Raw genomic sequence first — 23,266 nt, forward strand, 5'->3', positions numbered from 1 at the left:
CTAAAAATGCTTTGTTTCTGCATACTCTGCGCATATTATGGGGATCAATTTAGCTGTTTCAACCCTAGGCTCGTTAATTTTATGACCTCGGAATTTCATACCATCGGCCTCATCGGCAAACCTCACCATCAAGGCACCCAGCAAACGTTAACGCGTTTACTGCACTGGCTGCATCAAAAAGGGTACGAGGTACTGGTGGAGGAGCGAGTCGCATCAGAGCTTGGGGCCAAGGTCGAAGCGGTCGATTTGCTTGAAATCGGTGAACGCTGCCAACTGGCGATTGTGGTTGGCGGTGACGGTAACATGCTGGGCGCTGCCCGCGTGTTAGCGCGGTTTGATATCGCTGTGATCGGTGTTAACCGCGGCAATCTAGGCTTCTTAACTGACCTGTCGCCCGATGCGTTTGAAGAGCCACTTGCCGAGGTATTAGCTGGCCGCTACGAAATTGAGCACCGCTTTTTGCTGGAAACCAAAGTGTATCGTCACGGTGAAGTCAAAGCCTGTAATACGGCGGTGAACGAGGCGGTGCTACACCCAGGTAAAATCGCGCATATGATTGAATTTGAAGTCTATATTGACGACAGATTCATGTATAGCCAACGCGCCGACGGCATGATTGTTTCCACGCCGACTGGCTCAACCGCCTATTCACTGTCCGCTGGAGGTTCGATTTTAACGCCGAATCTGGCGGCATTGATTTTAGTACCAATGTTTCCGCACACCCTCTCCTGCCGTCCAATTGTGATTGATGCTGCTAGCATCATTAAGTTGGTGGTATCACCGCACAATGGCGAGCCGTTAGAAGTGGGTTGTGATGGCCACGTGACTTTGGCGGTGCTGCCGGGTGATGAGATAATTATTCAGCGCAGCAGCGAACAGCTGAAGCTGATCCATCCTAAGGGACACAATTACTTCCACGTACTGCGTAATAAGCTCGGTTGGGGCAGTAAGCTATTCTAAGCCATCGCGGCTTGCCGTTGAGCAGATGATGACTTGCCCACTGTTGTTAATGTTGCCAAGTGTCGTTGACCGATAGTGTTTTTTTCAAACAGATAGCATCAACTTTTGATAGTTAACTACACTTAACAATTAATCGCCGATATTTTTCCGTCTTTTTAAACGCCGCTACCTTACCGATGCGGCGTTTTTTATTGCCGTAAACTGCTGTTTTAACTTTATTTATATTACTTATTCAGTTTTTACATATTTAACAACTGCCAACTACGGGTGATATAGATCACATTCGACTTTTGTAAAAAAGCTCCAGCTTTACACCATGGATGAAAAAACCAGATCACTTTATTGCAAAAAGCAGCAAATTTAGCGGTGTAAATTAACTAATAGAATTAAACTCCATCGGTATATTCTTTTACAGAATTAAACGCCAATTTATTTTGCGACTAATGTCACATTCACTCTGTTTCAGTTTTCGCTTAAGTTCTCATTGATAAAAACTGCCAAAATTCCTCCCTAGCAAGATGATCCAGATCATGTTGATGTGGCTTGAATTGATAAAGATTATGCTGAATTAAAAAATGACCGGTAGTTGTATGTGGGGAAGCCGGGCAGATAACACATAACAAAGCAACATGATAATAAAGGGGCAACAATGAGCTTTCTGCAACTTCTCGCTAGTTTAAGCCCAGTGATCAGCGTGATGCTGTTCCTGGTGATATTGCGCTTACCTGCATCTAAAGCCATGCCAATCTCGGCATTGATCACCGCTTTGGCCGCAGTATTTGTTTGGCAAATGGACACTAACATGCTAGCGGCCTCGGTTGTTGAAGGCCTATTGTCAGCTATCACACCACTCACCATTATTTTCGGCGCAGTTTTCCTACTCAATACACTCAAATATTCCGGCGCAATGGACACCATTCGCGCAGGGTTCACCAACATTAGCGCCGACGCGCGCGTACAGGTCATCATCATCTGCTGGCTGTTTGGCTCCTTTATTGAAGGGTCAGCTGGTTTTGGTACGCCAGCCGCAATTGGCGCACCATTATTAGTATTGCTGGGCATTCCACCGGTCGCCGCGGCGGTCGTGGCACTGATTGGGGATTCTGTGTGCGTATCGTTTGGCGCGATTGGTTTACCAGTCACCTTTGGTATGGAACAAGGGCTGATCCAAAATGGTACCAGTATGGCTAGCGGCTACTTTGCTGAGCATGGTGGCAACTTTGCCGGTTACGCACAGTTTATTGCCCACCATATGATCTCCATGGATTTGATCATAGGGTCATTGATCCCCTTAGTCATGGTATCGGTGTTAACCGGCTTCTTTGGGCGCAATAAGTCATTTAAAGAAGGTCTGACCATTTGGAAATTTGCCCTGTTCGCCGGTTTTGCCTTCACTATTCCCGCTTGGACGATTAACTACTTCGCAGGCCCTGAGTTTCCATCAGTGATTGGTGCGTTGATCGGCATGGCGATTGTTATCCCTGTCGCACGTAAAGGCTGGTTACTGCCAGCAACGCCTTGGAATGACTTTGCTGAAAACGATGCCAACGAAGAAACCGCGCAGCATACAGAAGTACGCTTCTCACAGTTTGCCGCGTGGACGCCTTATCTGATCATGGCTGCGCTGCTGGTGCTGTCTCGCGTGGTTACCCCATTTAAAGCGTGGTTGAACAGCTTCAATATCAGTGTGGCCGATATTATGGGCACCAGCTTAAAAGCCAGCTTTGCCACCTTCTATGCTCCCGGCATTTTCTTTGTGGTGGTGTGTGTATTGGGCTTTTTCCTGTTCAAAATGAATAGCCACGCCATTAAGACCTCGGTGGCAGTTTCATGTAAGTCGATGGTACCGACCATCATCTCATTAGGTGCATCAGTGCCTATGGTAAAAATATTTCTTAACTCCGGTACTAACGATGCGAGCTTGTCATCTATGCCTGTGGCGTTAGCCAACCTGTTGGGAAGTTCTCTGGGTTCAGTGTGGGAGTGGGTCTCACCGATTGTCGGCATCTTTGGTGCCTTCTTGTCAGGTAGTGCGACCTTCTCCAACATGATGTTCTCCGGCTTGCAATACAGTGTTGCCGATAAAATCGGTGGCAATCACACATTATTCCTTGCACTTCAGGGCATGGGCGCCAATGCGGGTAACATGTTGTGCGTGATGAACGTTGTAGCAGCCGCTACTGTGGTGGGTATGGCTGGCCGCGAATCTGAAATCATCCGTAAAACAATGCCGGTGGCGATTTGCTATGCACTACTAGCTGGTACTATCGCCTTTGTTTGGGGCGGATATTAACAGCTGAGGGCATAATAACGCTGAGCGGAAACCAACGTAGTTTCCGCCTATTCAGTGAGTTCAATGTATAAAGAGATGCATTATGTCTATTAATTATCAAGCAGTTGTACAGGACTTGCGTCACTCTCTGGGAGAAAGTGCGGTTAGTGATGATCCAGTGCGCCGTTTTGCCTGGTCGACCGACGCCAGTTATTTTCGCATAGTGCCTGAAGTGGTAGTGCATGCAGAAAATTTGGAGCAAGTGAAGAAAACACTTGCCGTGGCAAGAAAACACCAAGCTCCTGTCACCTTCCGTGCCGCAGGTACCAGTCTGTCCGGCCAAGCCATTGGTGAAGGCATTTTGTTGATGTTAGGGTTTGATGGATTCCGCACCTTAAAAATCAACAATGACGCTTCAGCCATTACGTTAGGTGCCGCCGTCATTGGCAGCGATGCCAATACTGCGCTCAAACCGTTCAACAAGAAAATTGGCCCCGATCCAGCTACGCTGACCTCTGCGATGGTCGGCGGCATCTACTCCAACAACGCCTCTGGCATGTGCTGCGGTACCGCGCAAAACAGCTACCAAACTGTTAAGTCGGTCAAGCTGGTACTTGCGGATGGCACCGAGTTAGATACTGGTAATGAAGCCTCTAAAGCGGTATTCCGTGAAACCCATGCCAACCTGTTGGAGCAAGTCAAAGGCCTTGGCGAAATGGCTCGCGGTAATGAAGCTTTGGCGGCGCGTATTCGCAAAAAGTACGCCATTAAGAACACCACAGGTTACAGCCTGAACGCTCTGGTCGATTATGAAGATCCGTTCGATATTATCGAGCACATCATGGTCGGTGCCGAAGGGACGTTGGCCTTCGTTAATGAAGTGACCTACCACACGGTTGTCGAGGCAAAATACAAAGCGTCAGCCATGGCTGTATTCTTCAATATGGAGGATGCAGCTCGCGCTATTCCGCCGATTATTGGCGATAGCGTGGCCGCCGCTGAGTTGCTCGATTGGGCGTCAATCAAAGCCGTGACAGGCAAGCCTGGCATGCCAGATTGGATTGGTTCACTGCCGGAAGGCTCAGCGATTTTGCTGATTGAATCACGCTCTGACGATGAAGCAACCTTAGACGGTTACACCAAGGATGTGATTGAAAAACTGGCCTTCTTGGAAACCGAACGTCCGATTACTTTCAGTAAAGATCAGGCGGTGTATGGTAAGTACTGGGCGATGCGTTCAGGACTGTTCCCAATCATCGGTGGCGCTCGGCCCAAAGGCACCTCGGTCATCATTGAAGACGTGGCATTTGATGTTCAGCATTTAGCTAACGCAGCACATGACTTAACTGAGCTGTTCCATAAACATGGTTACCATGAAGGGGTGATCTACGGCCACGCACTGGCCGGTAACTTCCACTTCATTATTACGCCAACGTTCGCCACTCAAGACGATATCACCCGCTTCCATAACTTTATGGATGATGTCGCCGATATGGTGATCAACAAATACGATGGCTCAATGAAAGCCGAGCATGGTACGGGTCGCGCGGTTGCGCCATTCGTAGAAGCAGAATGGGGGCCAGAAGCTTACACCTTGATGAAAAACATCAAGCAGGTATTCGACCCTCAAGGTCTGTTAAACCCCGGGGTTATCCTCAACGAGGATAAAAACGTGCACGTCAAAAACATCAAGCCATGTCCCGTGGTCGATGACTTTGTTGACCGTTGCATTGAATGTGGTTTCTGCGAAAAAACCTGTCCAACCACAGCACTGAACCTGACCCCACGGCAACGTATTGCCACCTTGCGTGAGATCTCTCGTTTAGAGAGTGAAGGCGACAAGGAAGGCGCGGAGAAAATGCGGGCAGCGGCTAAATACGATGTTGTAGATACCTGTGCCGCCTGCCAGTTGTGTACTATTGCTTGCCCAGTGGATAACAGCATGGGCAACTTAGTTCGCAAGCTACGCACGCCATATATCACCAGTACCCAGCAAAAAGTGCTCGATTTTCAAGCCAAAAACTGGGGAGCCGTTAATACGGCGTTAAGCACAGGGTTTAATATCCTCAACGTGCTGCATAAAGTCACAGGCGATAGCATCACCGGTGGTTTGATGAAAGCTGGCCGAATGATCTCTAGCGAAGTACCGTACTGGAATCCTGATTTTCCCAAAGGTGGCAATCTGCCGCAACCGTCCGCGCCTGTGGCAGGCCAACCAAGCGTGGTTTACTTCGCCGCCTGTGGTGGCCGTACCTTTGGTAAAACGCCGCAAGATCCAGATGAACGCACCTTGCCAGACGTCACAGTCACTCTGTTGGAACGCGCAGGCTTTAACGTCATCACTCCACCTAAGACTCGCAGTCTATGCTGCGGCCAGATGTGGGAATCTAAAGGTGACTTTAAAAACGCTAACGGCAAACGTGATGAGCTGATCGATGTCCTGCGCGACATATCTAACAACGGTGAAATCCCGATTGTGATTGATGCGCTGTCTTGTACCTACCGCACCTTGACCGGCAACCCTGAGTTTACCATCCTCGACTTGGTTGATTTTATTCATGATGAAGTGATGCCAAAACTCACCATCAAGAAAAAATCTGCAGTGGCGCTGCACTTAGGTTGCTCTGCACGCAAGATGCACATTGAGCCGAAGATGGAAGCGATTGCGACAGCTTGTTCTAGCAATATTGTGCGGCCTGCGGGCATCACTTGTTGTGGCTATGCGGGTGAAAAAGGCCTGTATAAGCCGGAAATCAACGAGACAGCACTGCGCAATATCAAGCAGTTGCTGCCAACTGAGGTGACCGAAGGCTACTACGCCAACCGTATGTGCGAAGTGGGCTTAAGCCACCACAGCGGCATCTCCTATCGCCATCTGGCGTTTCTGTTAGAAGAATGCAGCCGTTAACCGACGGGCATAAAGAGGAGCTTCGGCTCCTCTTTTCATTTATGCAACAGTAAAAAATAACAGCCAAAAATAAATATAAATTTAGTCATTATTTTCATCAAGTTAGACAATTCTCAAAAATGAGAAAATCCACTTAATCATTTACTGATTAAGCACTTTAGCTAACAAAATGAAAGGTATATATTCGACAACGTATTGCGCTAACACTGAATAAATCGAGCAGCTAACAAACTGCCACCAGCCAATACCACGTTGTTTTGTCGTGTAAAAGCACTTAAGGAAATAACCATGAAAATTGCATTATTTATTCCCTGTTTGGTGAATCAGCTAATGCCCCAAGTGGCTATCGCCACGCTAGAATTACTCGAGAAACTGGGGCACCAAGTGATTCTGCCACAAGGGCAAACCTGCTGCGGCCAACCCATGACCAATTCAGGCTGCTTCAACGAAGCGCGCAGCACCGTACTTAAACTCTTAAACGCGTTTAAAGGGGTCGACTGTGATGCCATCGTCTGCCCTGCCGCCTCTTGCTTGGTAGCGGCCAAAGAAAACTTCCACGAGTTTGATAACTCGGCCGAAGCACAAGCGGTGATCGACAAACTGTATGAACTGACCGAGTTTCTGCACGATATTGCGCCAGTAGCTGAGTTCAAACGTCCGCTCGCATACAAAGTCAGTATGCAGATGTCTTGCCACGGTTTGCGGATGCTGACACTGGCAAAAGCCACTGAGTCGATGACACCGGAGTACAACAAGCTCGAAGCGCTCCTCAATAAAATCCCGAGTATTGAAGTGGTCTATCCCGAACCGCACGATGAATGTTGTGGTTTTGGCGGCACCTTCGCCATGGATGAAGGCGCAGTATCTGCCAAAATGGGCAAAGACAAAGCAACGGCTCACGCCAACACTGGCGCCCGCTATGTAGTGGGTTATGACCCATCCTGCCTGATGCACTTAGATGGCATGATCCGCCGTCTCGAGCTACCCATTGAAACCCGCCATCTGGCGCAAATTCTCAACGACGCAATATAAGGAGGGCAGCATGGCAACTACCGCAACCGCTAACCACGCAGAAAAAGCCGAGATATTCTGCCGTGACGAAAGCCGCGTCGATTGGCACTCCAAAGCATTATGGTTACTGCGTCAAAAACGCGACCGTGCCGCTAGCTCACTGCCCGAATGGGAACAGCTGCGTGAATTAGGCTCACAATACAAACTGCATACCCTGTCGCACCTAGGCCAATATCTGGAGCAGTTTGAGGCCAACTGCCTCAAACAAGGCATTCAAGTGCATTGGGCCATAGATGGTGCTGAGCACAACCGCATCGTGCATGAGATTTTAAGCAAGCACCAAGTCAAAAAGCTGGTGAAGTCCAAGTCGATGCTCACTGAAGAGTGCCACCTCAATCCCTACCTGGAACAGCATGGCATTGAAGTGATCGATACCGACCTTGGTGAACGTATTATTCAGCTCAACAAGCAGCCGCCTTCACATATTGTGGTGCCCGCCATTCACCTCAAGAAAGAGGAAGTGGGAGAACTGTTTCATGAAAAAATCGGTACTGAAAAAGGTGCCAGCGATCCGACGTACCTAACCCGCGCGGCGCGGCGACACCTACGCGAACAGTTCCTCAGTGCCGATGCAGCCATGACGGGCGTAAACATGGCCATTGCCGACCAAGGTGCGATTGTTGTCTGCACTAACGAAGGTAATGCCGACATGGGCGGCAACTTGCCGGGGCTGACGCTGCACTCAATGGGCATCGACAAGATGGTGCCCAATATGGAAGCCGCCTCGGTACTGCTGCGTACCCTCGCCCGTAACGCTATCGGTCAGCCGATTACCACCTATAGCAGCTTCTATCACGGGCCAAAACCGGGCGGTGAAATGCACATTATCATCGTCGATAATGGCCGCACCAAAGCACTGCAAGATGAACTGCTGGCCGAATCACTCAAATGTATTCGCTGCGGCGGCTGCATCAATACCTGTCCGGTGTATCGCCGCAGTGGTGGCTACAGCTATAACTACTTTATCCCCGGCCCTATCGGCATTGCCGTGGGGGCCCAGCAAGATGACACCAACACCACCGCTTGGGCATGTACCTTGTGTGGGTCTTGTACGTATGTGTGCCCAACCAAGGTACCGCTGGACAAGATCATCGCTTATCAACGTCGTCTAAAAGCGGAGCAAGGTAAGCTGCCTTACGGGAAAGAACGCTATATGCCGATTGTTGGCAAAGTGATGGGCAGCGCCACCGTATTTAACTGCGCCATGAGCGTGGCGCGCTTTAGCTTACGCCATCTACCACATGCCATGCTAAAACCGTTCTCTGGTGCGTGGGGCAAATATCGTGAATTACCCAAAGCGCCAAAAACCAGCTTTGAAACCTGGTACAAACAGCACAGGAGTAAATAGCATGTCGAGCAAATCTGATATTTTGGCCGCGCTTGGCAGCGGTGCTCTTCAGCCTCAACCACTACCTCAAGTGGATATCAAACCGCGACTCGATGATCTCGTCGGTCAGTTTGAAGCTAGTGTGCAAGCCGTCGGTGGCACCTTAGTGAAAGTGGATGCGCTAAGTGCTCTACAACAACAGGTGGCGAGCTTGGTCGCTGATGGACAGCAAGTGATTTCTCAAGTCGCTGAGGTGAGTGGCAACCGCGCCACACCATCTGATCCCCATGCGCTGCGCGACATCAACTATGCGGTGATCCAAGGCGAGCTAGCCGTTGCCGAAAATGGCGCGGTATGGGTAACAGAACAAGGTGCCGGCATCCGTATTGCGCCGTTTATCTGCGAAAACTTGTTGCTAGTAGTGCGCGCCGAGCAACTGGTGGCCAATATGCATGAAGCATTAAAGCGGGTGAATCTCGAAAACGTGGGCTATGGCACCTTTATTTCAGGGCCATCAAAGACCGCCGATATCGAGCAAGCCTTGGTGATTGGTGCTCACGGCGCCTGCACACTGACGGTTTATTTGTTGTGATGTAACACGCCGTCATTACCAACAAAAACACCAGCGAGATGCTGGTGTTTTTTTTGGCTCAGGCAACAGCCGTTACACGTTGAAGTAAAACAGCGCAGCCTGCATACAGATGAAGGAGAGTACCCCAGCCAGAATATCGTCGGCCATCACGCCTAAGCCGCCATCAACATTACGATCTAACCAGCGGATCGGCCACGGTTTCAAAATGTCGAAAATACGGAATAACACGAAGCCCGCCAGCAGCCAGTGCCAAGTGATCGGCGCAGCAAACATGGTGATCATGTAGCCCGCCACTTCATCCCACACAATCGCTTTGTGGTCGTGAACGCCTAAGTCTTTCGAGGTCTTATGGCAGATGTAGATGCCCAACACACACGCAAAAAATGTCACCACTACATAACCAGATTGTGGCAGCAGAGACATTAGCAACACCACCGGAATCGCCGCCGCAGTACCAAAGGTACCCGGTGCAACTCTGGCTAAACCACTACCAAAACCCAAGGCTAAAAAGTGGATCGGATTACGTAAACTCAACGGCGCCAACGCCGGACTTTTAGCAAAAAACTTCATCTAAAAATGTTGAAACCCTGATGCTGTCGGTACATATTCCTTGCCCGCTAACATTAGCGTCAACTTTTGTTGGGCATAGATTTGACCAATCTTAGTGAATTTCACCCCAGCGTGACTCAATGCCACATCAAGGGCACCTCGCTGGGCTTCAGGTACGGTGAATAGCAGTTCGTAGTCTTCACCGCCGCACAACGCATAATGACGTGCCGCTTCGCTGTCTACGCTGTCACGCATCGCTTGCGATAATGGCAATTGCTCAACCTCAATCACCGCGCCGACACCAGAAGCTTTCATCACATGTTGAATGTCAGAGTATAAGCCATCAGACAAATCGATGGCGCTAGAGGCAATGCCGCGCAGCGCTTGTCCCGCTAACACCCGAGGCGTTGGATGATAATGGCGGTTGACCAGATACTCACGATGCTCAGTGTGCACTTGACGCTTGTGCTGCAAAATATCCAGCCCTAAAGCCGAGTCACCCAAACTGCCAGTGACATAGATCCAATCGCCCGGACGCGCGCCGCCGCGGGTCAAGGCTTTGCCTTCTGGGATCTGGCCGTTAACAGTAATCGTAATTGAACGTGGTCCACGAGTGGTATCACCACCGACTAACGAGATCATGTAGTAATCAGCCGCTTCAAACAAACCGTTACTGAACTGCTCTAACCATGTCTCATCGGCGGTCGGCAAAGTCAGCGCTAATGTCATCCACGCAGGCTCAGCGCCCATGGCAGCTAAATCGGACAGGTTCACCGCGAGTGCTTTGTAGCCTAACGCCTGTGCTGGCATGTCTGGCAGAAAATGCACATTTTCCACCAGCGTGTCACAAGAAATCGCTATCGATTTATGCTCGGCCGGTTGTACCAACGCGCAATCATCGCCGATGCCCAGCTTAACATCTTTACGCAGATGTCCTCGTCCGTTGAAGAAGTGGTCTATCAGTTGGAATTCTTTCATGCTAATCCTGACCGACTGCACGGTCTGCTGCAATGAAAAACGGTATCCGCGGATACCGTTTTATTAAAGAAAGTACGAACGCACATTCGCCAAATAACCGAGTGTATTTCGCACGTTCTTTAGCTTATTTCTGCTTGATAAGTTTGTCGAGAATACCGTTCACAAACTTATGGCTGTCGTCAGCACCGAAGGCTTTTGCCAGCTCAATCGCTTCGTTCACCACCACTTTTTGTGGCGTGTCTTTACGATAGCTCAGTTCAAATGCTGCCAAACGCAAAATCGCTTTCTCGATTGGGTCAACGTCTTCAAATGGACGCAGCGCCAAAAACGGGATCACCAGTTGGTCAAGTTCGGCGTGCTTGGTCGCAGCACCAACGAACAGTTCGCGAAAATAGGGAATATCTACACCGTCGACAGTTTGTTCTGTCAGAAACTCGTGCTCAACGTCTGCAACATTGTTACCGCTCATTTGCCAAGAATAGATGGCTTGAACCGCTAAGCGGCGGGCTCTGCGGCGTTCAGATGGCTTCATGAAATACCTGTCTTACAGTTGTTCTTCGAGTGCTTTCAGCACGTTTACCATTTCCAGCAAACTCAGGGCAGCTTCGCCACCTTTGTTGCCAACTTTAACACCAGCGCGGTCGATGGCTTGTTCGATAGTATCAGTGGTCAACACACCGAAAGATACTGGCGTATCGAACTCCAACGCCACTTGCGCTAGGCCTTTGTTACATTCACCAGCAACAAAGTCAAAATGCGGGGTACCGCCACGGATCACGGCGCCCAGCGCTATGATACCGTCAAATTTACCGCTAGCCGCCACGCGACGAGCAGTTAATGGCAGCTCATATGCACCTGGCACACGAACTACTGTGATATTGTCTTCGCTTACCTGACCAAAACGCTTCAGAGTGTCTAATGCACCATCCAGCAGACTGTCGACGATAAAGCTGTTAAAACGGGAAACGACGATGGCCACCTTGGCGTTTTTCGCTTCGATATTACCTTGAACAACGTTCATCTTATTACCCAAATATAAGCTAAAGCACCCGGCCCGGGCGCAAAATTGGCGCTATGATAGCACGCAAACTGCGCCTAAGCCCCCTAAATGATGTTTCAATACGCCATTTTATTTAGCGCATTACTCGTCAGCAATGTATTCGCTAACTTCCAAACCAAAGCCACTCAAGGAGTGATAGCGCTTTGGCGAACTCAGCAGGCGCATTTTCTTCACGCCCAAGGATGCCAAAATCTGCGAGCCAACCCCGACACGTTGCGAGGTTTTTGGCTTCTTCGGCGTTGGCACCAGCGCGTGGTTATCTTCCGCTTCAAAAGCTTTGACTTTGGCGATGATATCTTCGTTTGGCTCTTGGTTGCCAAGCAGTAACATCACTCCGCCCTCTTGGCCAATTTTCGCCATTGCTTTATCCAGCGGCCAGCTGCGCACTTCATCACGCTCGGAGAACAGTAAGTCGTTGAAGGTGTTTTTCAGATGCACCCGCACTAACACGTCATCCCCGATTTCACCACGCACCATGGCGTAATGTAGTTGGTTATCCACGGTGTCGCGAAAGGTGTGCAGCGCAAACTCACCAAAGCGAGTCGGCAGGTGGCATTTGCCTTCCAGTACCACAGTAGTTTCGTTGTTGTTACGGTATTCAATCAAATCGGCAATGGTGCCAATTTTGATACCATGCTCGGCGGCAAAGACTTCCAACTCTGGGCGGCGCGCCATGGTGCCGTCTTCGTTAAGGATTTCGACAATCACCGCAGCAGGTTCTAACCCAGCTAGACGCGCTAAATCACAACCCGCTTCGGTGTGGCCCGCACGTACCAACACGCCACCAGGTTGCGCCTCCAGCGGAAAGATATGCCCTGGCTGCACGATATCAGTTGGTTTCGCGTTTTTAGCCACAGCGGCTTCAACTGTACGCGAACGGTCATGCGCGCTGATACCAGTAGTGACGCCTTCGGCCGCTTCAATCGACAAGGTAAAGTTGGTGGCGAATGGCGAACCGTTGTCGCGTACCATCAGCGGCAAATTCAGCTGGCGGCAGCGCTCCTTGGTAAGCGTTAGACAGATCAAGCCACGCGCATAACGCGCCATAAAGTTGATCGCTTCGGGAGTGATTTTCTCAGCGGCAATAATAATGTCGCCTTCATTTTCGCGGTCTTCATCGTCCATCAGAATGACCATTTTGCCCTGACGGATATCTTCTACAATCTCTTCAATGCTATGAATCGCCATAATACGACCTTGGGTTTCCACTCACTTTTGAGCAGTAAATTTTAACGTGTTGTCGATAAACAATCAGCACCTATGCCTCTAAAGCACGGCACAGATCAACGAATAAAGCCAGATTTTGCCAGCAGTTCCATGGTGACGCCGCCCGCCGTTGGTGCGGCCGGCGCTTGCATCAAACGCTCCAGATAACGGGCGATTTGATCCACTTCCAGATTGACGCTATCGCCTGCACGCAGCAACGGCAGCGTGGTCTCACCCGAGGTATGCGGCACAATAGTTAAGCGGAAGCGATGACCTTGCACTTCGTTCACCGTTAAGCTTACGCCATCAATAGCAATTGAGCCTTTATGCGCAATATAACGTGACAATTCAGCAGGCGCTTCCAACCAGTATTCAGTGGCTTGGCCGCGTGGATGCACTTCAACTACTCGTGCTTGACCATCGATGTGACCACTCACGAGATGGCCGCCCAAACGCGTAGAGGGCGTCACTGCTTTTTCCAAGTTAACCGCCTGACCAACTTGATAGTTGTCAAAGCCGGTGAGACTCACGGTTTCGGCAGAAACATCGGCGGTGTAACTGTCAGCCGTTAGCGCCACTACGGTCAAACACACACCGTTGGTAGCAATGCTGTCACCAAGTTTAACATCGCCCATATCGAGCTTACCCACCGCAACAGTCAGGCGGATATCATCACCGCGGCGCTCAATTGCGCGAATGCGGCCAACCGATTCAATAATGCCGGTAAACATGGGTTATGTACCTATTTTAAAAATCATACGCGTATCAACACCAAGCTGGCGCTGATCGATAAGAGTTAACTGCGGGATATCAATCATCTGCTGATAGTCTGGCAGATTGAGTAGATTGCGGCCATGTGCACCCAGCACTTTCGGCGCTTGATACAACACTAATTCATCCGCTAATCCCGCCTCGATAAAAGCACCACACAAGGTTGCGCCCGCTTCTACCAGCACGAGATTGTGCTGGGCGCCGAGATGCGCAAGTAAGGCGGCTAAATCGACGCGATTATTCGTTGCTGGCAGTTGTAGACACACCACATGGGCAGGTAACTGCGCTTTAAAATCTTCGGCGTAATCTTGGCTGCTGACTAGCAGCACTGGCGATTCAATGCTCAGTAATTGGGCATCCGGCGGCATACGACAGTGAGAATCGACCACCACTCGCAGCGGTTGAATCAACGCGTCTTCCGTCAGTGTCTCCGCTAAACCGCCCAGCTCACTGTGGCGTACATTCATGGATGGGTCATCCGCTAGAACCGAGCCGATGCCGGTAATGACCGCACAACTTAGCGCCCGTAAACGCTGCACATCACGTCGAGCTGCTGAGCCAGTAATCCATTGGGATTTGCCGTTTGATAATGCGGTTTTACCATCAAGGCTCGCCGCCAATTTCACCCGCACATAAGGGCGTTGCCGCTCCATGCGTGATAAAAACCCCGGATTCAACGCCCGTGCTTCTGCCTCGAGTAAACCGTTAGACACGTCAATCCCCGCGTCTTTAAGCATATTCAAACCGCGCCCCGCCACTTGCGGGTTGGGGTCAGTCATGGCAGCGACGACGCGCGTTAAGCCGTGATCGATGAGCGCTTGAGCGCAAGGAGGGGTGCGGCCGTAATGGCTGCAAGGTTCCAGCGTCACATAGGCTGTGGCACCACGCGCTTTGTCGCCCGCTATCCGCAGTGCGTGTACTTCGGCGTGTGGGCCACCAGCGCGTTGATGCCAGCCTTCACCGACAATCTCACCGTTGTCATCCACGATAACGCAGCCCACATTAGGATTCGGCCGCGTGGTGTAGCGTCCGTTGGCGGCGAGTTGAATGGCACGCGCCATCATGGCGCGATCAAGCGTTGACCACATAGTTATTTCTTCTGCAATTTGGCGATAGCTTCACCAAACTCTGACACATCTTCAAAGGCGCGATACACCGAGGCAAAACGGATGTAGGCCACTTTGTCGAGTTCGATCAGCTGCTCCATCATCAGGTTGCCGATCATCTCGGAGGTCACTTCGCGCTCACCCGTAGCGCGCAGTGCCGATTTAATCTTGTTAATTGCGTCTTCAATACTATCGATAGACACTGGACGTTTTTCAGCCGCCCGTAACATACCGCCACGGAGTTTTTCTTCATCAAACGGCTGACGTGAACCGTCACGTTTTATCACCCGCGGCATCACCAACTCGGCACCTTCAAAGGTAGTAAAACGCTCATGGCATTGCGTACATTCACGGCGGCGGCGCACTTGATGGCCTTCGGCGACCAGACGCGAGTCGATCACTTTAGTATCTGTTGCACTGCAAAATGGGCAATACATGGAATGTCTCCTGCGAGATAAAAGAATGGCGCTCGTTTGTAGTCCAATACAAACGAAAATGGCCGCTAACTATAGCGGCCATGGGAGTTTATCGCATTCACCTATAAAGGTTAACCATAAACAGGGAAGCGAGCGCACAGTTCCAGCACTTTGGCTTTCACGTCGGCGATAACCGCTTCGTCTTGCGCGTTATCCAGTACGTCGCAGATCCAGTGGGTCAACTGCTTGCTTTCTGCTTCTTTGAAGCCACGGCGAGTGATTGATGGCGTACCGATACGGATACCTGAAGTCACAAATGGTGAACGTGGGTCGTTAGGTACTGAGTTCTTGTTCACGGTGATGTTGGCGGCGCCCAGTGCGGCATCGGCTTCTTTACCGGTCAGTTCACGACCGATTAAGTCCACCAGCATCAGGTGGTTTTCAGTGCCACCAGAAACGATTTTGTAACCGCGTTCCAAGAACACTTTTACCATCGCTTTGGCGTTAACAACCACTTGTTGTTGGTACGCTTTGAATTCTGGTTCCAACGCTTCTTTGAAGGCTACCGCTTTACCCGCGATAACGTGCATCAGTGGGCCACCTTGACCACCAGGGAATACGGCCGAATTCAGCTTTTTGTACAGGTCTTCATCGTCAGCGGCAGAGATGATCAAACCACCACGTGGACCCGCCAGCGTTTTGTGAGTTGTGGTGGTCACTACGTGTGCATGTGGTACTGGGTTAGGATAAACACCCGCAGCGACCAAACCAGCAACGTGTGCCATATCAACGAACAGGTAAGCACCGATTTTGTCTGCGATTTCACGCAGTTTTGCCCAATCAACAATGCCAGAGTAAGCAGAGAAACCACCGATGATCATCTTCGGTTTATGTTCCAGCGCTAATGCTTCGAGTTGGACGTAGTCGATTTTACCAGCATCATCAACACCGTAAGGGATGATGTTGTACAACTTACCAGAGAAGTTAACAGGTGAACCGTGGGTCAAGTGACCACCGTGAGCAAGGTTCATCCCCAGTACGGTATCGCCAGCTTGCAGCAATGCCATGTACACAGCGCTGTTTGCTTGTGAACCTGAGTGCGGTTGCACGTTCGCATAAGTGGCGCCGAACAGCTCTTTAGCACGTTCAATCGCTAAAGTTTCTACGACGTCAACGTATTCACAACCACCGTAATAACGTTTGCCTGGGTATCCTTCAGCATACTTGTTGGTTAACTGTGAACCCTGCGCTTCCATGACGCGTGGGCTAGTGTAGTTTTCAGACGCAATCAGCTCAATATGTTCTTCCTGACGGCGAGTTTCGTCATCAATCGCCTGTTTCAGCTCAGGATCATAATCAGCAATGTTCATACTTTTCTTCAGCATCGGATACTCCAGCTGGACAATATCTAGTAGGTAGGGTTGCGCGTATTCTACTCTGAGCTGCGTCACAATCCCACCCTTGCACATGATGAAAATCTCTCGGGTTTTAAATGATACTGTTTCAAGGAGAGAACAAATGCTGCAACAATTCTATACTTGTTGAATGGACGAACAGCTGTAAAGATATAACCCCTTGGTTTTTATATGGACATTAGATATTTGCGTCAATTAATCCTTATCGTCATCACGTTGCAATTCGGCATGCTGCAAGGATGCGCTAATTACGTGGCCAATCAGATCGCCCACCCACAAAAATCACAGGCTGAAATTGTGGCGCCAGAAGCGTTTTATGCGCCACTACGACTGCAAAACCACACCGATTGCCAAGCGCCGTGCTTACACTATGTGACGGGTACGCCGCTTACTGATGATAAGCCGCTGCCATTAGAAAACAGCTTTGCCCTAAGCGACATGGGCCAAACCATTACCCTGTCACCGAACGAACAGCACTGGCAAGGTACGGTAATCCTGATCCACGGCTATACCGCCAATTGGAGCTGGATGATTGGTTGGAGTAACTATTTTCAGAGTTTAGGATTTCACACCGTGATGCCCGATCTGCCAGAGCACGGCAGCACCAGCATTGACGACTTTAGTTTTGGCGTGCGTGATACCAGCTACCTCAAACCATTACTTGAGCAGCTCGATCTGCCTAGGCCGTGGATTATTGTCGGTCACTCCATGGGCACTATTGTGGCGAGTTATCTAGCGCAAGCCACAGATGCCAGCGGCTTATTGTTATTAGCCCCCAGCAGCCCGTTGTCACAAGCCTCAATGCATGCCGCGCAAGCGTTTCATCCGTTTGCCAGCCGCTTTATCCCCGATAGCAGTTTAGAGGCCGGCAGCCAGCGCGCCTTAGCGCAACTCAAGATTGATGATAAACAGACGGATTTACGCGAGATTTTAAGCAACTGGCCGCAACACACTATGGTGCTCAATGCCAGTGATGATGAGGTGATTGGCAACCAGTGGATTAAAGATCTAGCGCAAGTGCGCCCGTACGAGTATCACCAACTGACGGGTAACCACGCGGATATTCTCAAACCGACACCAGCATCAAAAAAATTAGTCTTAGATTGGTTGAATGGATTAACGCTGCAACCCACGGTACCGCTAGCGCCGCTCGCTCTACCTGCCACAGCGAAGTAACCAGCACAATAAGCGTTTAAATAAAGCTTTCGAGGGGATCTATTTAGGCATCAAGTGCAGCTTGTGGAAACCGCAACACGACATATCGCTGGCCTTGCCATCATTCGGCGCAGTCAACAGCAAAATGATTGATAAAGGTCAACCGCCGCGATTGATACCATCATCATTTGATTTTGCTCGCACAAAAATAACAACGCCAATATGCTTCACCATATTGGCGTTGTATTCAGTCTCTACGGCGGAAGTTAATAGAGGTCGCGGTGATAACGCTGCTGTTGCTGCAACGCATTTAACGCTTCGTCACCCAGTTGCTGCTGCAAGGCTAATTGGACGCCAGCACCAATCCCGTCGATATTACCGCACACATAGATATGTGCGCCGTCAGCCAGGTATTGCTGTAAACGCTCACTATGCTCAGTTAATAACTGCTGCACATATATCCCCGGTTGGAAGCGGTCATGACAGCGGCTCCACGCATAATCTAATATGCTGATGGTGCCGTTGTCGACGTAACGTTGCAATTCATCACCATAGTAATTGTCTAGCTCAGCGTAGCGTTCACCAAACAGCAACCACACCTTAGATGTAAAGCCTTTGGCTGCACGTGCCGCCAAGAATCCTAAGTACGGTGCTAAGCCCGTCCCCGCACCAAGCAATACTAGCGGTACATCGTGCTCTGGCAGTTGGAAGGCAGTATGCGACTTGATACGCAGTTGCAGTTTGTCACCAACATCAACCGCAGCCAATAACCCTGAACCCCGTCCAAACAAGCCATTATCTAACACGACTTTACGCACCATCAGCCGCAGCTGCTGGTTACTATCAGTGCTGGCAATGGAGTAGCTGCGCACGGCTAAATCAGCGGTTTGCGCAAGATATTCGTCCACCGATTGACTGGCGACTGCCACACCAAACTCTTTATACAGCGATTGTACTTGCCATAACGGCATAGGCTCGCCGTAAGCAGTCACCACTTCGTCGCCACTAAAACCTATGCTACTCAGGTGCGCACGACTCTGCGCTTCAGTGGCATATGGCATCAGCTCGACCAGATCACCGGGCGACCATTGTTCATCAATGTGCAATACCACATCATACACTTCACGGGTTGTATCTTGATTCAAACAACGGCTACTCACCACCGTCGCGGCACTAAAACCGCTATCGAGTTCAGCGACATTGAGAGATAACTGCTGCGCTAGTGCCTGATTCCACTGCTTAATCGTTTGCTCGGCACCGCGGTCAACTTCGGTCAGCGGCAATAAGGTGGCCGCACCGAGCGCATTAAAGCGTTCAGCCAACCAGTGACCGAAGGCGCAGAACTGTTGATATTGGCTGTCACCAAATGCCAATACCGCCACCTGTACGTTTTGCAGTACAGTGTTGGCTTCGGCCAAGCGCTGTTGGAATTGCAGTGCTGTATCCGGTGGCTGGCCTTCGCCATAGGTAGACGCCAGCAAGACCACTTGGCGATATTTCACCAATTCATCCGGTTCGATTTTGCTGACACAACGCAGATGCGCGTTACGCTCTTGCTGCGCAAACCATGCCTGCAAACGCTTGCCATAAGCCGCGGCAGTACCACTTTGGCTCGCGTAGGCAATGAGTGTATCGGCGGCACCGGACACCGCTTCTTTTGGCCGTGAACGGCGGTTGAAGAACAGCCAAACGCCAGTCACTGCGAACGACCCAAAAGCTAACGCGCCCAATGACCAGATAATTCGCCCCGGTAAGCCGAAATACAAACCAGTGTGCAAGGCATAGATGTTTGCCAAAATATAGTCACCACCACTCAAGTCAGCGTAGCGTTGCTGTGCCAGCACCTTGCCTGTAGCCAGATCAAGGCTCAAAGCAGAAAATGCGTGATGATGCGGCGCATCAGTATCCAGATAACGAATATTTAGCGCATCCCCCGGCTTACGCGGCATATACAAGCGCGCAAAATGGCCGTTCGGGACCGTGGTTTGCAGCGTCTGCCACACGGCGTCGAGATTCACTTCGTTACTGCTGCTCTTTAGCTCCAGCTTAGGTTTTGGTGTTTCTAGCGCACTGCGCAAGCCATCACGATACCAATCAAACGCAAACCATGGGCCAGTAATCGCCATGATGAAAATCGGCACAAATAACCAAGTGCCAAGCAGTGCATGCCATTGCCATAACAGATGACGGCCAGAACTGCCCTTCTTCCAAACCAGCCAATCTTTAACGTTGCGCCAGTTATCGGGAGCACGGCGAATAATCCCCGCAATTAAGAAGATAATAGCCATCACCGCCGCAGTGCCAGTGAACAAGCTGCCGATAGAGTTAGGCATCAACAGCCAACGGTGCAGCGCCATCACATCACCAAAGAATTCGCTGATGGCAGGACGGGGGCCTAGGATTTCGCCAGTGTAGGGATTAAAAGTGCGCCATTCGCGTTGCTTAGTTTTACCATCGCGATACAAAGCGCGCGCAGGTTCATCCGGTGCTTGTTCTAAATAGATTCGCTCCAGTTGTTTGTCAGGTAAGTTAAGCGCTGACAGCAGCTGTGCCGGTGCCATAATTTGCGCTTGTGGCGTCACTTTTGGCGTCGGCCATGCACCCACTATTTGATCTTCAAAAGCTAATAAGCCGCCGGTTAATCCCACAACCAACAACACTGCTGCACTGGCAAGACCTAACCATTGATGTACGCGAAAACTGATCCGCTGAACCCACTTTTTTGACATAAATCTATATGAGAATTGTTTTCAGTTGCATCAATATATAAGCAATTTATCAATTGAGCTAGTGATTCAGTGACCAAATTTACCGAACTTTGCGTTAGGCATCAGATAACACTAATTAGGTCATATTCAACATGCTTAATTTTTAGCAACCATCTGAAAAAAGTAAGGTTCAATTAACTTAACTTGCTGCGAAACACAAAATACACCGCCCCAACTAAACAGAGTCCGGCCCATAAATAGTCCAGCTTTAACGGCTCTTTGAGATAGAACAGCGAAAACGGCACAAACACCATTAAGGTGATCACCTCTTGCAGGATCTTCAATTGACCAACACTCAGCACGGTATAGCCAATACGGTTAGCAGGTACCTGCAATAGATATTCAAATAAGGCGATGCCCCAACTCACCAGTGCGGCAATCAGCCAAAATTTATTATTAAGTTCTTTGAGATGGGCGTACCAAGCAAACGTCATAAACACGTTACTGCAAATCAGTAAGCAAACTGTGATTACAATGGGATTCATCGTCGTAGTTACCACCCCCGAAATGCGGGAATTTGACCAAAGGTGGCGCATTTTACGCCGCCGCACGAGCGCGGTAAATCAGCAACTGATAAAGAAATGTGACACACCACAGCTAACCCGTCAGACGCTCACTGGCGACCGACGTTTTACAGAAAACACGTTGCTAAATGTGACATCTATATGCCGCCAGCGGGGCGTTACTTGGCAATTCTTACGCGATGTTAGCGAGATTACAGTTCGCTCACCAAACTGGCAAGCCAATCAATAAACAAGCGTAACCGCTTAGGCTGGTGCCGACGCGATTCATAGAGGATTGCCACTGGCATCGCCTGCGGCTGAAAGCTCGGTAATACTGACAGCAACTGCCCTTGGGCAATGAACTGCGCCACACCATGCAGCGGCAACTGGGCGATACCCAGTCCATTTAAGCAGGCACTCAAATAAGCATCGGTGGTGCTAACTGAAACTAAGCTTGGCATCGCCACACTGGTATGTTGCCCATCAAGGCAATATTCAAAACCATCAGCCTGCTGACGCAGGCCCGGCGCGTAATCAATGAGGTAGTGATTAGCGAGATCCGTCAGCTGCATTGGACAACCGTAACGCGCGACATAGCTTGGACTGACACAATTGACCAATGGCAATTCGCCTAACTGTTTGGCTATAAGGTCGCTGTCATTGAGCGCACCAACGCGCAGCACGCAATCCACCTGCTCTTTAATCGGGTCGATGCGATGGTCAGCACCCATTAGCCGAATACGAGTTTGCGGGTGAGCCGCAAACCACTCCGGCAACCGCGGCGCCAACACTTGTGAGAAAAAACGCCCCGGCATATCGACGCGGATCTCCCCCGCAATACTATGGCTTTGCTGTTGGAACTGATTTTCTAACCCTTCAAACTCATCCAATAACTTGACGCAGAGCGGCAGAAAGCGCTCTCCTGCCTCAGTCAAGGTGACTCGCCGTGTGCTGCGGTGCAGTAGGCGATTTTGTAGATGGCTTTCCAACCGCGTTATCGCGCTGGATACTGCCGATTTAGGGACGTTCAGCCGCTCAGCCGCTTGGGTAAAACTGCCAGTTTGCGCCACCACAGCAAAACGCTTCATGCATTCCAGTTTATCCATAGCTACTCCTAATTGCCGCCAGCGACTGTTTTTGCCTTGCCATTAGCGTACTCGATTTTGGCTAATAGCATTGTTCACATTAAGTGAACAGTCTTATTGGATTTAGCTAATTTATCAAGCCAACACCATTCACTAAGCTAAGCCACGTTGATTTGTGATAACCGATGAGGATAGAACCATGAATAAACTTGCAGTGATTACCGGCGGTAGCCGAGGCCTTGGTCGCAGTGGTGCTTTAGCACTAGCACGCGATGGCGTGGATATCGTGCTGACTTACCTGACCAATCAGCAAGCTGCGATGGCGGTAGTGGACGAGATAAAAGCATTGGGACGGCAGGCGGTAGCCTTGCCACTGGATATGCGTGACTTTGCCACCTACGCCGCTTTTGTTGAGCAGTTACAACAACTGCTACCACAACAGTTCCGCCGCAACGATATCGATTATTTGCTTAACAATGCTGGCACCGGTTTGCACAAACCGTTTGCCGAGACCAGCATGGAGGAGTTTGATAATCTTTATAATCTCCACCTGAAAGCGCCCTATTTTTTCACGCAAGCGCTGCTGCCGCTGCTAAAAGACGGTGGTCACATTCTCAATGTGTCGTCAGGATTAGCACGTTTCTCGCTGCCGGGAGCCAGCGCCTATGCCATGATGAAAGGTGGTGTGGAAGTAATGTCGCGTTACTTGGCAAAAGAGTTGGGTGAACGTGGCATTAGCGTTAATACGCTGGCACCAGGAGCTATCGCCACCGACTTTAACGGCGGAACAGTGCGCGATAATGCGCAGGCCAATCAATTTGTTAGCAGTGTAACCGCCAAAGGTCGCGTCGGTGAGGCCGAAGATATTGGCGCAGCCATCGCCATGTTGCTGAGCGATAACAGCCACTGGCTCACTGGCCAACGGATTGAAGCTTCAGGCGGCATGTTTTTGTAAGTTTGACATCAAGGTTGACGCCCATACTGCCAAGGCTGTGGGCGTTCCAGCCAATTACGACGGCAGTCGCCAACGTTGTAGTTCATTAGCGCCCTGAGTTTTTCGTCAGTGTCGCAACTAAGTATCGGCGCTGTCTGTATACAACAAGTCGCTAACGACGACTTGTTGT

The 23,266-nt window shown here is 50.2% G+C and carries 20 protein-coding genes; 8 read left to right on the top strand and 12 right to left on the bottom strand.

What is annotated here, in order from left to right:
• Window positions 1-81: 81 nt before the first annotated feature.
• The 6 genes from nadK to ACN0TT_RS00340 all read left to right on the top strand — a co-directional run bounded on the left by nadK (window position 82) and on the right by ACN0TT_RS00340 (window position 9,130).
• Entirely contained in the window at window positions 82-960 is an 879-nt protein-coding gene (gene nadK / locus ACN0TT_RS00315; protein WP_417760159.1) for an NAD(+) kinase, read from the top strand.
• A 649-nt stretch (window positions 961-1,609) separates the two neighbouring features.
• Window positions 1,610-3,253 carry an L-lactate permease gene (locus tag ACN0TT_RS00320; protein ID WP_417760160.1) on the top strand — a complete coding sequence of 548 codons (1,644 nt, stop codon included), beginning with the start codon at window positions 1,610-1,612 and terminating at the stop codon, window positions 3,251-3,253.
• Between the two features lie 82 nt (window positions 3,254-3,335).
• The gene (locus ACN0TT_RS00325) at window positions 3,336-6,140 is read left to right on the top strand and encodes an FAD-binding and (Fe-S)-binding domain-containing protein (RefSeq protein ID WP_417760161.1); all 2,805 of its coding nucleotides are present in this window, start codon (window positions 3,336-3,338) and stop codon (window positions 6,138-6,140) included.
• Between the two features lie 288 nt (window positions 6,141-6,428).
• Window positions 6,429-7,172 (top strand): (Fe-S)-binding protein, encoded by a 744-nt coding sequence (locus tag ACN0TT_RS00330; RefSeq protein WP_417760162.1) that lies wholly within the window; start codon window positions 6,429-6,431, stop codon window positions 7,170-7,172.
• A 10-nt stretch (window positions 7,173-7,182) separates the two neighbouring features.
• A complete protein-coding gene (locus ACN0TT_RS00335) occupies window positions 7,183-8,559 on the top strand; it encodes a lactate utilization protein B (protein ID WP_417760163.1) in 1,377 nt (458 codons plus the stop codon).
• Between the two features lies 1 nt (window position 8,560).
• The gene (locus ACN0TT_RS00340; RefSeq protein WP_417760164.1) at window positions 8,561-9,130 is read left to right on the top strand and encodes a LutC/YkgG family protein; all 570 of its coding nucleotides are present in this window, start codon (window positions 8,561-8,563) and stop codon (window positions 9,128-9,130) included.
• Window positions 9,131-9,202: 72 nt separating this feature from the next.
• On the opposite strand, the gene ACN0TT_RS00345 is transcribed toward ACN0TT_RS00340, so the two are convergent.
• The 9 genes from ACN0TT_RS00345 to glyA all read right to left on the bottom strand — a co-directional run bounded on the left by ACN0TT_RS00345 (window position 9,203) and on the right by glyA (window position 16,601).
• The gene (locus ACN0TT_RS00345) at window positions 9,203-9,700 is read right to left on the bottom strand and encodes a phosphatidylglycerophosphatase A (protein WP_417760165.1); all 498 of its coding nucleotides are present in this window, start codon (window positions 9,698-9,700) and stop codon (window positions 9,203-9,205) included.
• Window positions 9,701-10,657: a thiamine-phosphate kinase gene (gene thiL, locus ACN0TT_RS00350; RefSeq protein ID WP_417760166.1), complete on the bottom strand. Its 957-nt coding sequence runs from the start codon at window positions 10,655-10,657 to the stop codon at window positions 9,701-9,703. It abuts the gene before it with no gap.
• Between the two features lie 124 nt (window positions 10,658-10,781).
• On the bottom strand, window positions 10,782-11,189 hold the full coding sequence (nusB, locus tag ACN0TT_RS00355; RefSeq protein ID WP_417760167.1) for a transcription antitermination factor NusB: 408 nt from the start codon (window positions 11,187-11,189) through the stop codon (window positions 10,782-10,784).
• Window positions 11,190-11,201: 12 nt separating this feature from the next.
• Window positions 11,202-11,678 (bottom strand): 6,7-dimethyl-8-ribityllumazine synthase, encoded by a 477-nt coding sequence (gene ribE, locus ACN0TT_RS00360; RefSeq protein WP_417760168.1) that lies wholly within the window; start codon window positions 11,676-11,678, stop codon window positions 11,202-11,204.
• Between the two features lie 120 nt (window positions 11,679-11,798).
• Entirely contained in the window at window positions 11,799-12,905 is a 1,107-nt protein-coding gene (ribBA, locus tag ACN0TT_RS00365; protein ID WP_417760169.1) for a bifunctional 3,4-dihydroxy-2-butanone-4-phosphate synthase/GTP cyclohydrolase II, read from the bottom strand.
• 95 nt (window positions 12,906-13,000) lie between these two features.
• Window positions 13,001-13,654: a riboflavin synthase gene (locus tag ACN0TT_RS00370; protein WP_417760170.1), complete on the bottom strand. Its 654-nt coding sequence runs from the start codon at window positions 13,652-13,654 to the stop codon at window positions 13,001-13,003.
• A 3-nt stretch (window positions 13,655-13,657) separates the two neighbouring features.
• Complete coding sequence (gene ribD, locus ACN0TT_RS00375; RefSeq protein ID WP_417760171.1) at window positions 13,658-14,782, bottom strand: bifunctional diaminohydroxyphosphoribosylaminopyrimidine deaminase/5-amino-6-(5-phosphoribosylamino)uracil reductase RibD; 1,125 nt, start codon at window positions 14,780-14,782, stop codon at window positions 13,658-13,660.
• A 2-nt stretch (window positions 14,783-14,784) separates the two neighbouring features.
• Entirely contained in the window at window positions 14,785-15,237 is a 453-nt protein-coding gene (nrdR, locus tag ACN0TT_RS00380) for a transcriptional regulator NrdR (RefSeq protein ID WP_238895752.1), read from the bottom strand.
• Window positions 15,238-15,347: 110 nt separating this feature from the next.
• On the bottom strand, window positions 15,348-16,601 hold the full coding sequence (glyA, locus tag ACN0TT_RS00385; protein WP_417760327.1) for a serine hydroxymethyltransferase: 1,254 nt from the start codon (window positions 16,599-16,601) through the stop codon (window positions 15,348-15,350).
• Window positions 16,602-16,802: 201 nt separating this feature from the next.
• Between glyA and ACN0TT_RS00390 the strand changes: the two genes are divergently transcribed.
• The gene (locus tag ACN0TT_RS00390; RefSeq protein ID WP_417760172.1) at window positions 16,803-17,807 is read left to right on the top strand and encodes an alpha/beta hydrolase; all 1,005 of its coding nucleotides are present in this window, start codon (window positions 16,803-16,805) and stop codon (window positions 17,805-17,807) included.
• A 245-nt stretch (window positions 17,808-18,052) separates the two neighbouring features.
• Here ACN0TT_RS00390 and ACN0TT_RS00395 read toward each other — a convergent pair whose 3' ends face one another.
• From ACN0TT_RS00395 to ACN0TT_RS00405, 3 genes are all read right to left on the bottom strand, one after another.
• On the bottom strand, window positions 18,053-20,515 hold the full coding sequence (locus tag ACN0TT_RS00395; protein WP_417760173.1) for a PepSY domain-containing protein: 2,463 nt from the start codon (window positions 20,513-20,515) through the stop codon (window positions 18,053-18,055).
• A 173-nt stretch (window positions 20,516-20,688) separates the two neighbouring features.
• Window positions 20,689-21,039, bottom strand: coding sequence for a DMT family protein (locus tag ACN0TT_RS00400; protein ID WP_417760174.1), 351 nt, complete (start codon window positions 21,037-21,039; stop codon window positions 20,689-20,691).
• A gap of 230 nt (window positions 21,040-21,269) precedes the next feature.
• Window positions 21,270-22,163, bottom strand: coding sequence for a LysR family transcriptional regulator (locus ACN0TT_RS00405; RefSeq protein ID WP_417760175.1), 894 nt, complete (start codon window positions 22,161-22,163; stop codon window positions 21,270-21,272).
• A gap of 178 nt (window positions 22,164-22,341) precedes the next feature.
• Between ACN0TT_RS00405 and ACN0TT_RS00410 the strand changes: the two genes are divergently transcribed.
• Window positions 22,342-23,097 carry an SDR family NAD(P)-dependent oxidoreductase gene (locus tag ACN0TT_RS00410; RefSeq protein WP_417760176.1) on the top strand — a complete coding sequence of 252 codons (756 nt, stop codon included), beginning with the start codon at window positions 22,342-22,344 and terminating at the stop codon, window positions 23,095-23,097.
• The last annotated feature ends 169 nt before the right edge of the window (window positions 23,098-23,266 follow it).

The sequence above is a fragment of the Shewanella sp. genome (genome assembly GCF_048265805.1).
Taxonomy (GTDB): Bacteria; Pseudomonadota; Gammaproteobacteria; order Enterobacterales; family Shewanellaceae; genus Shewanella.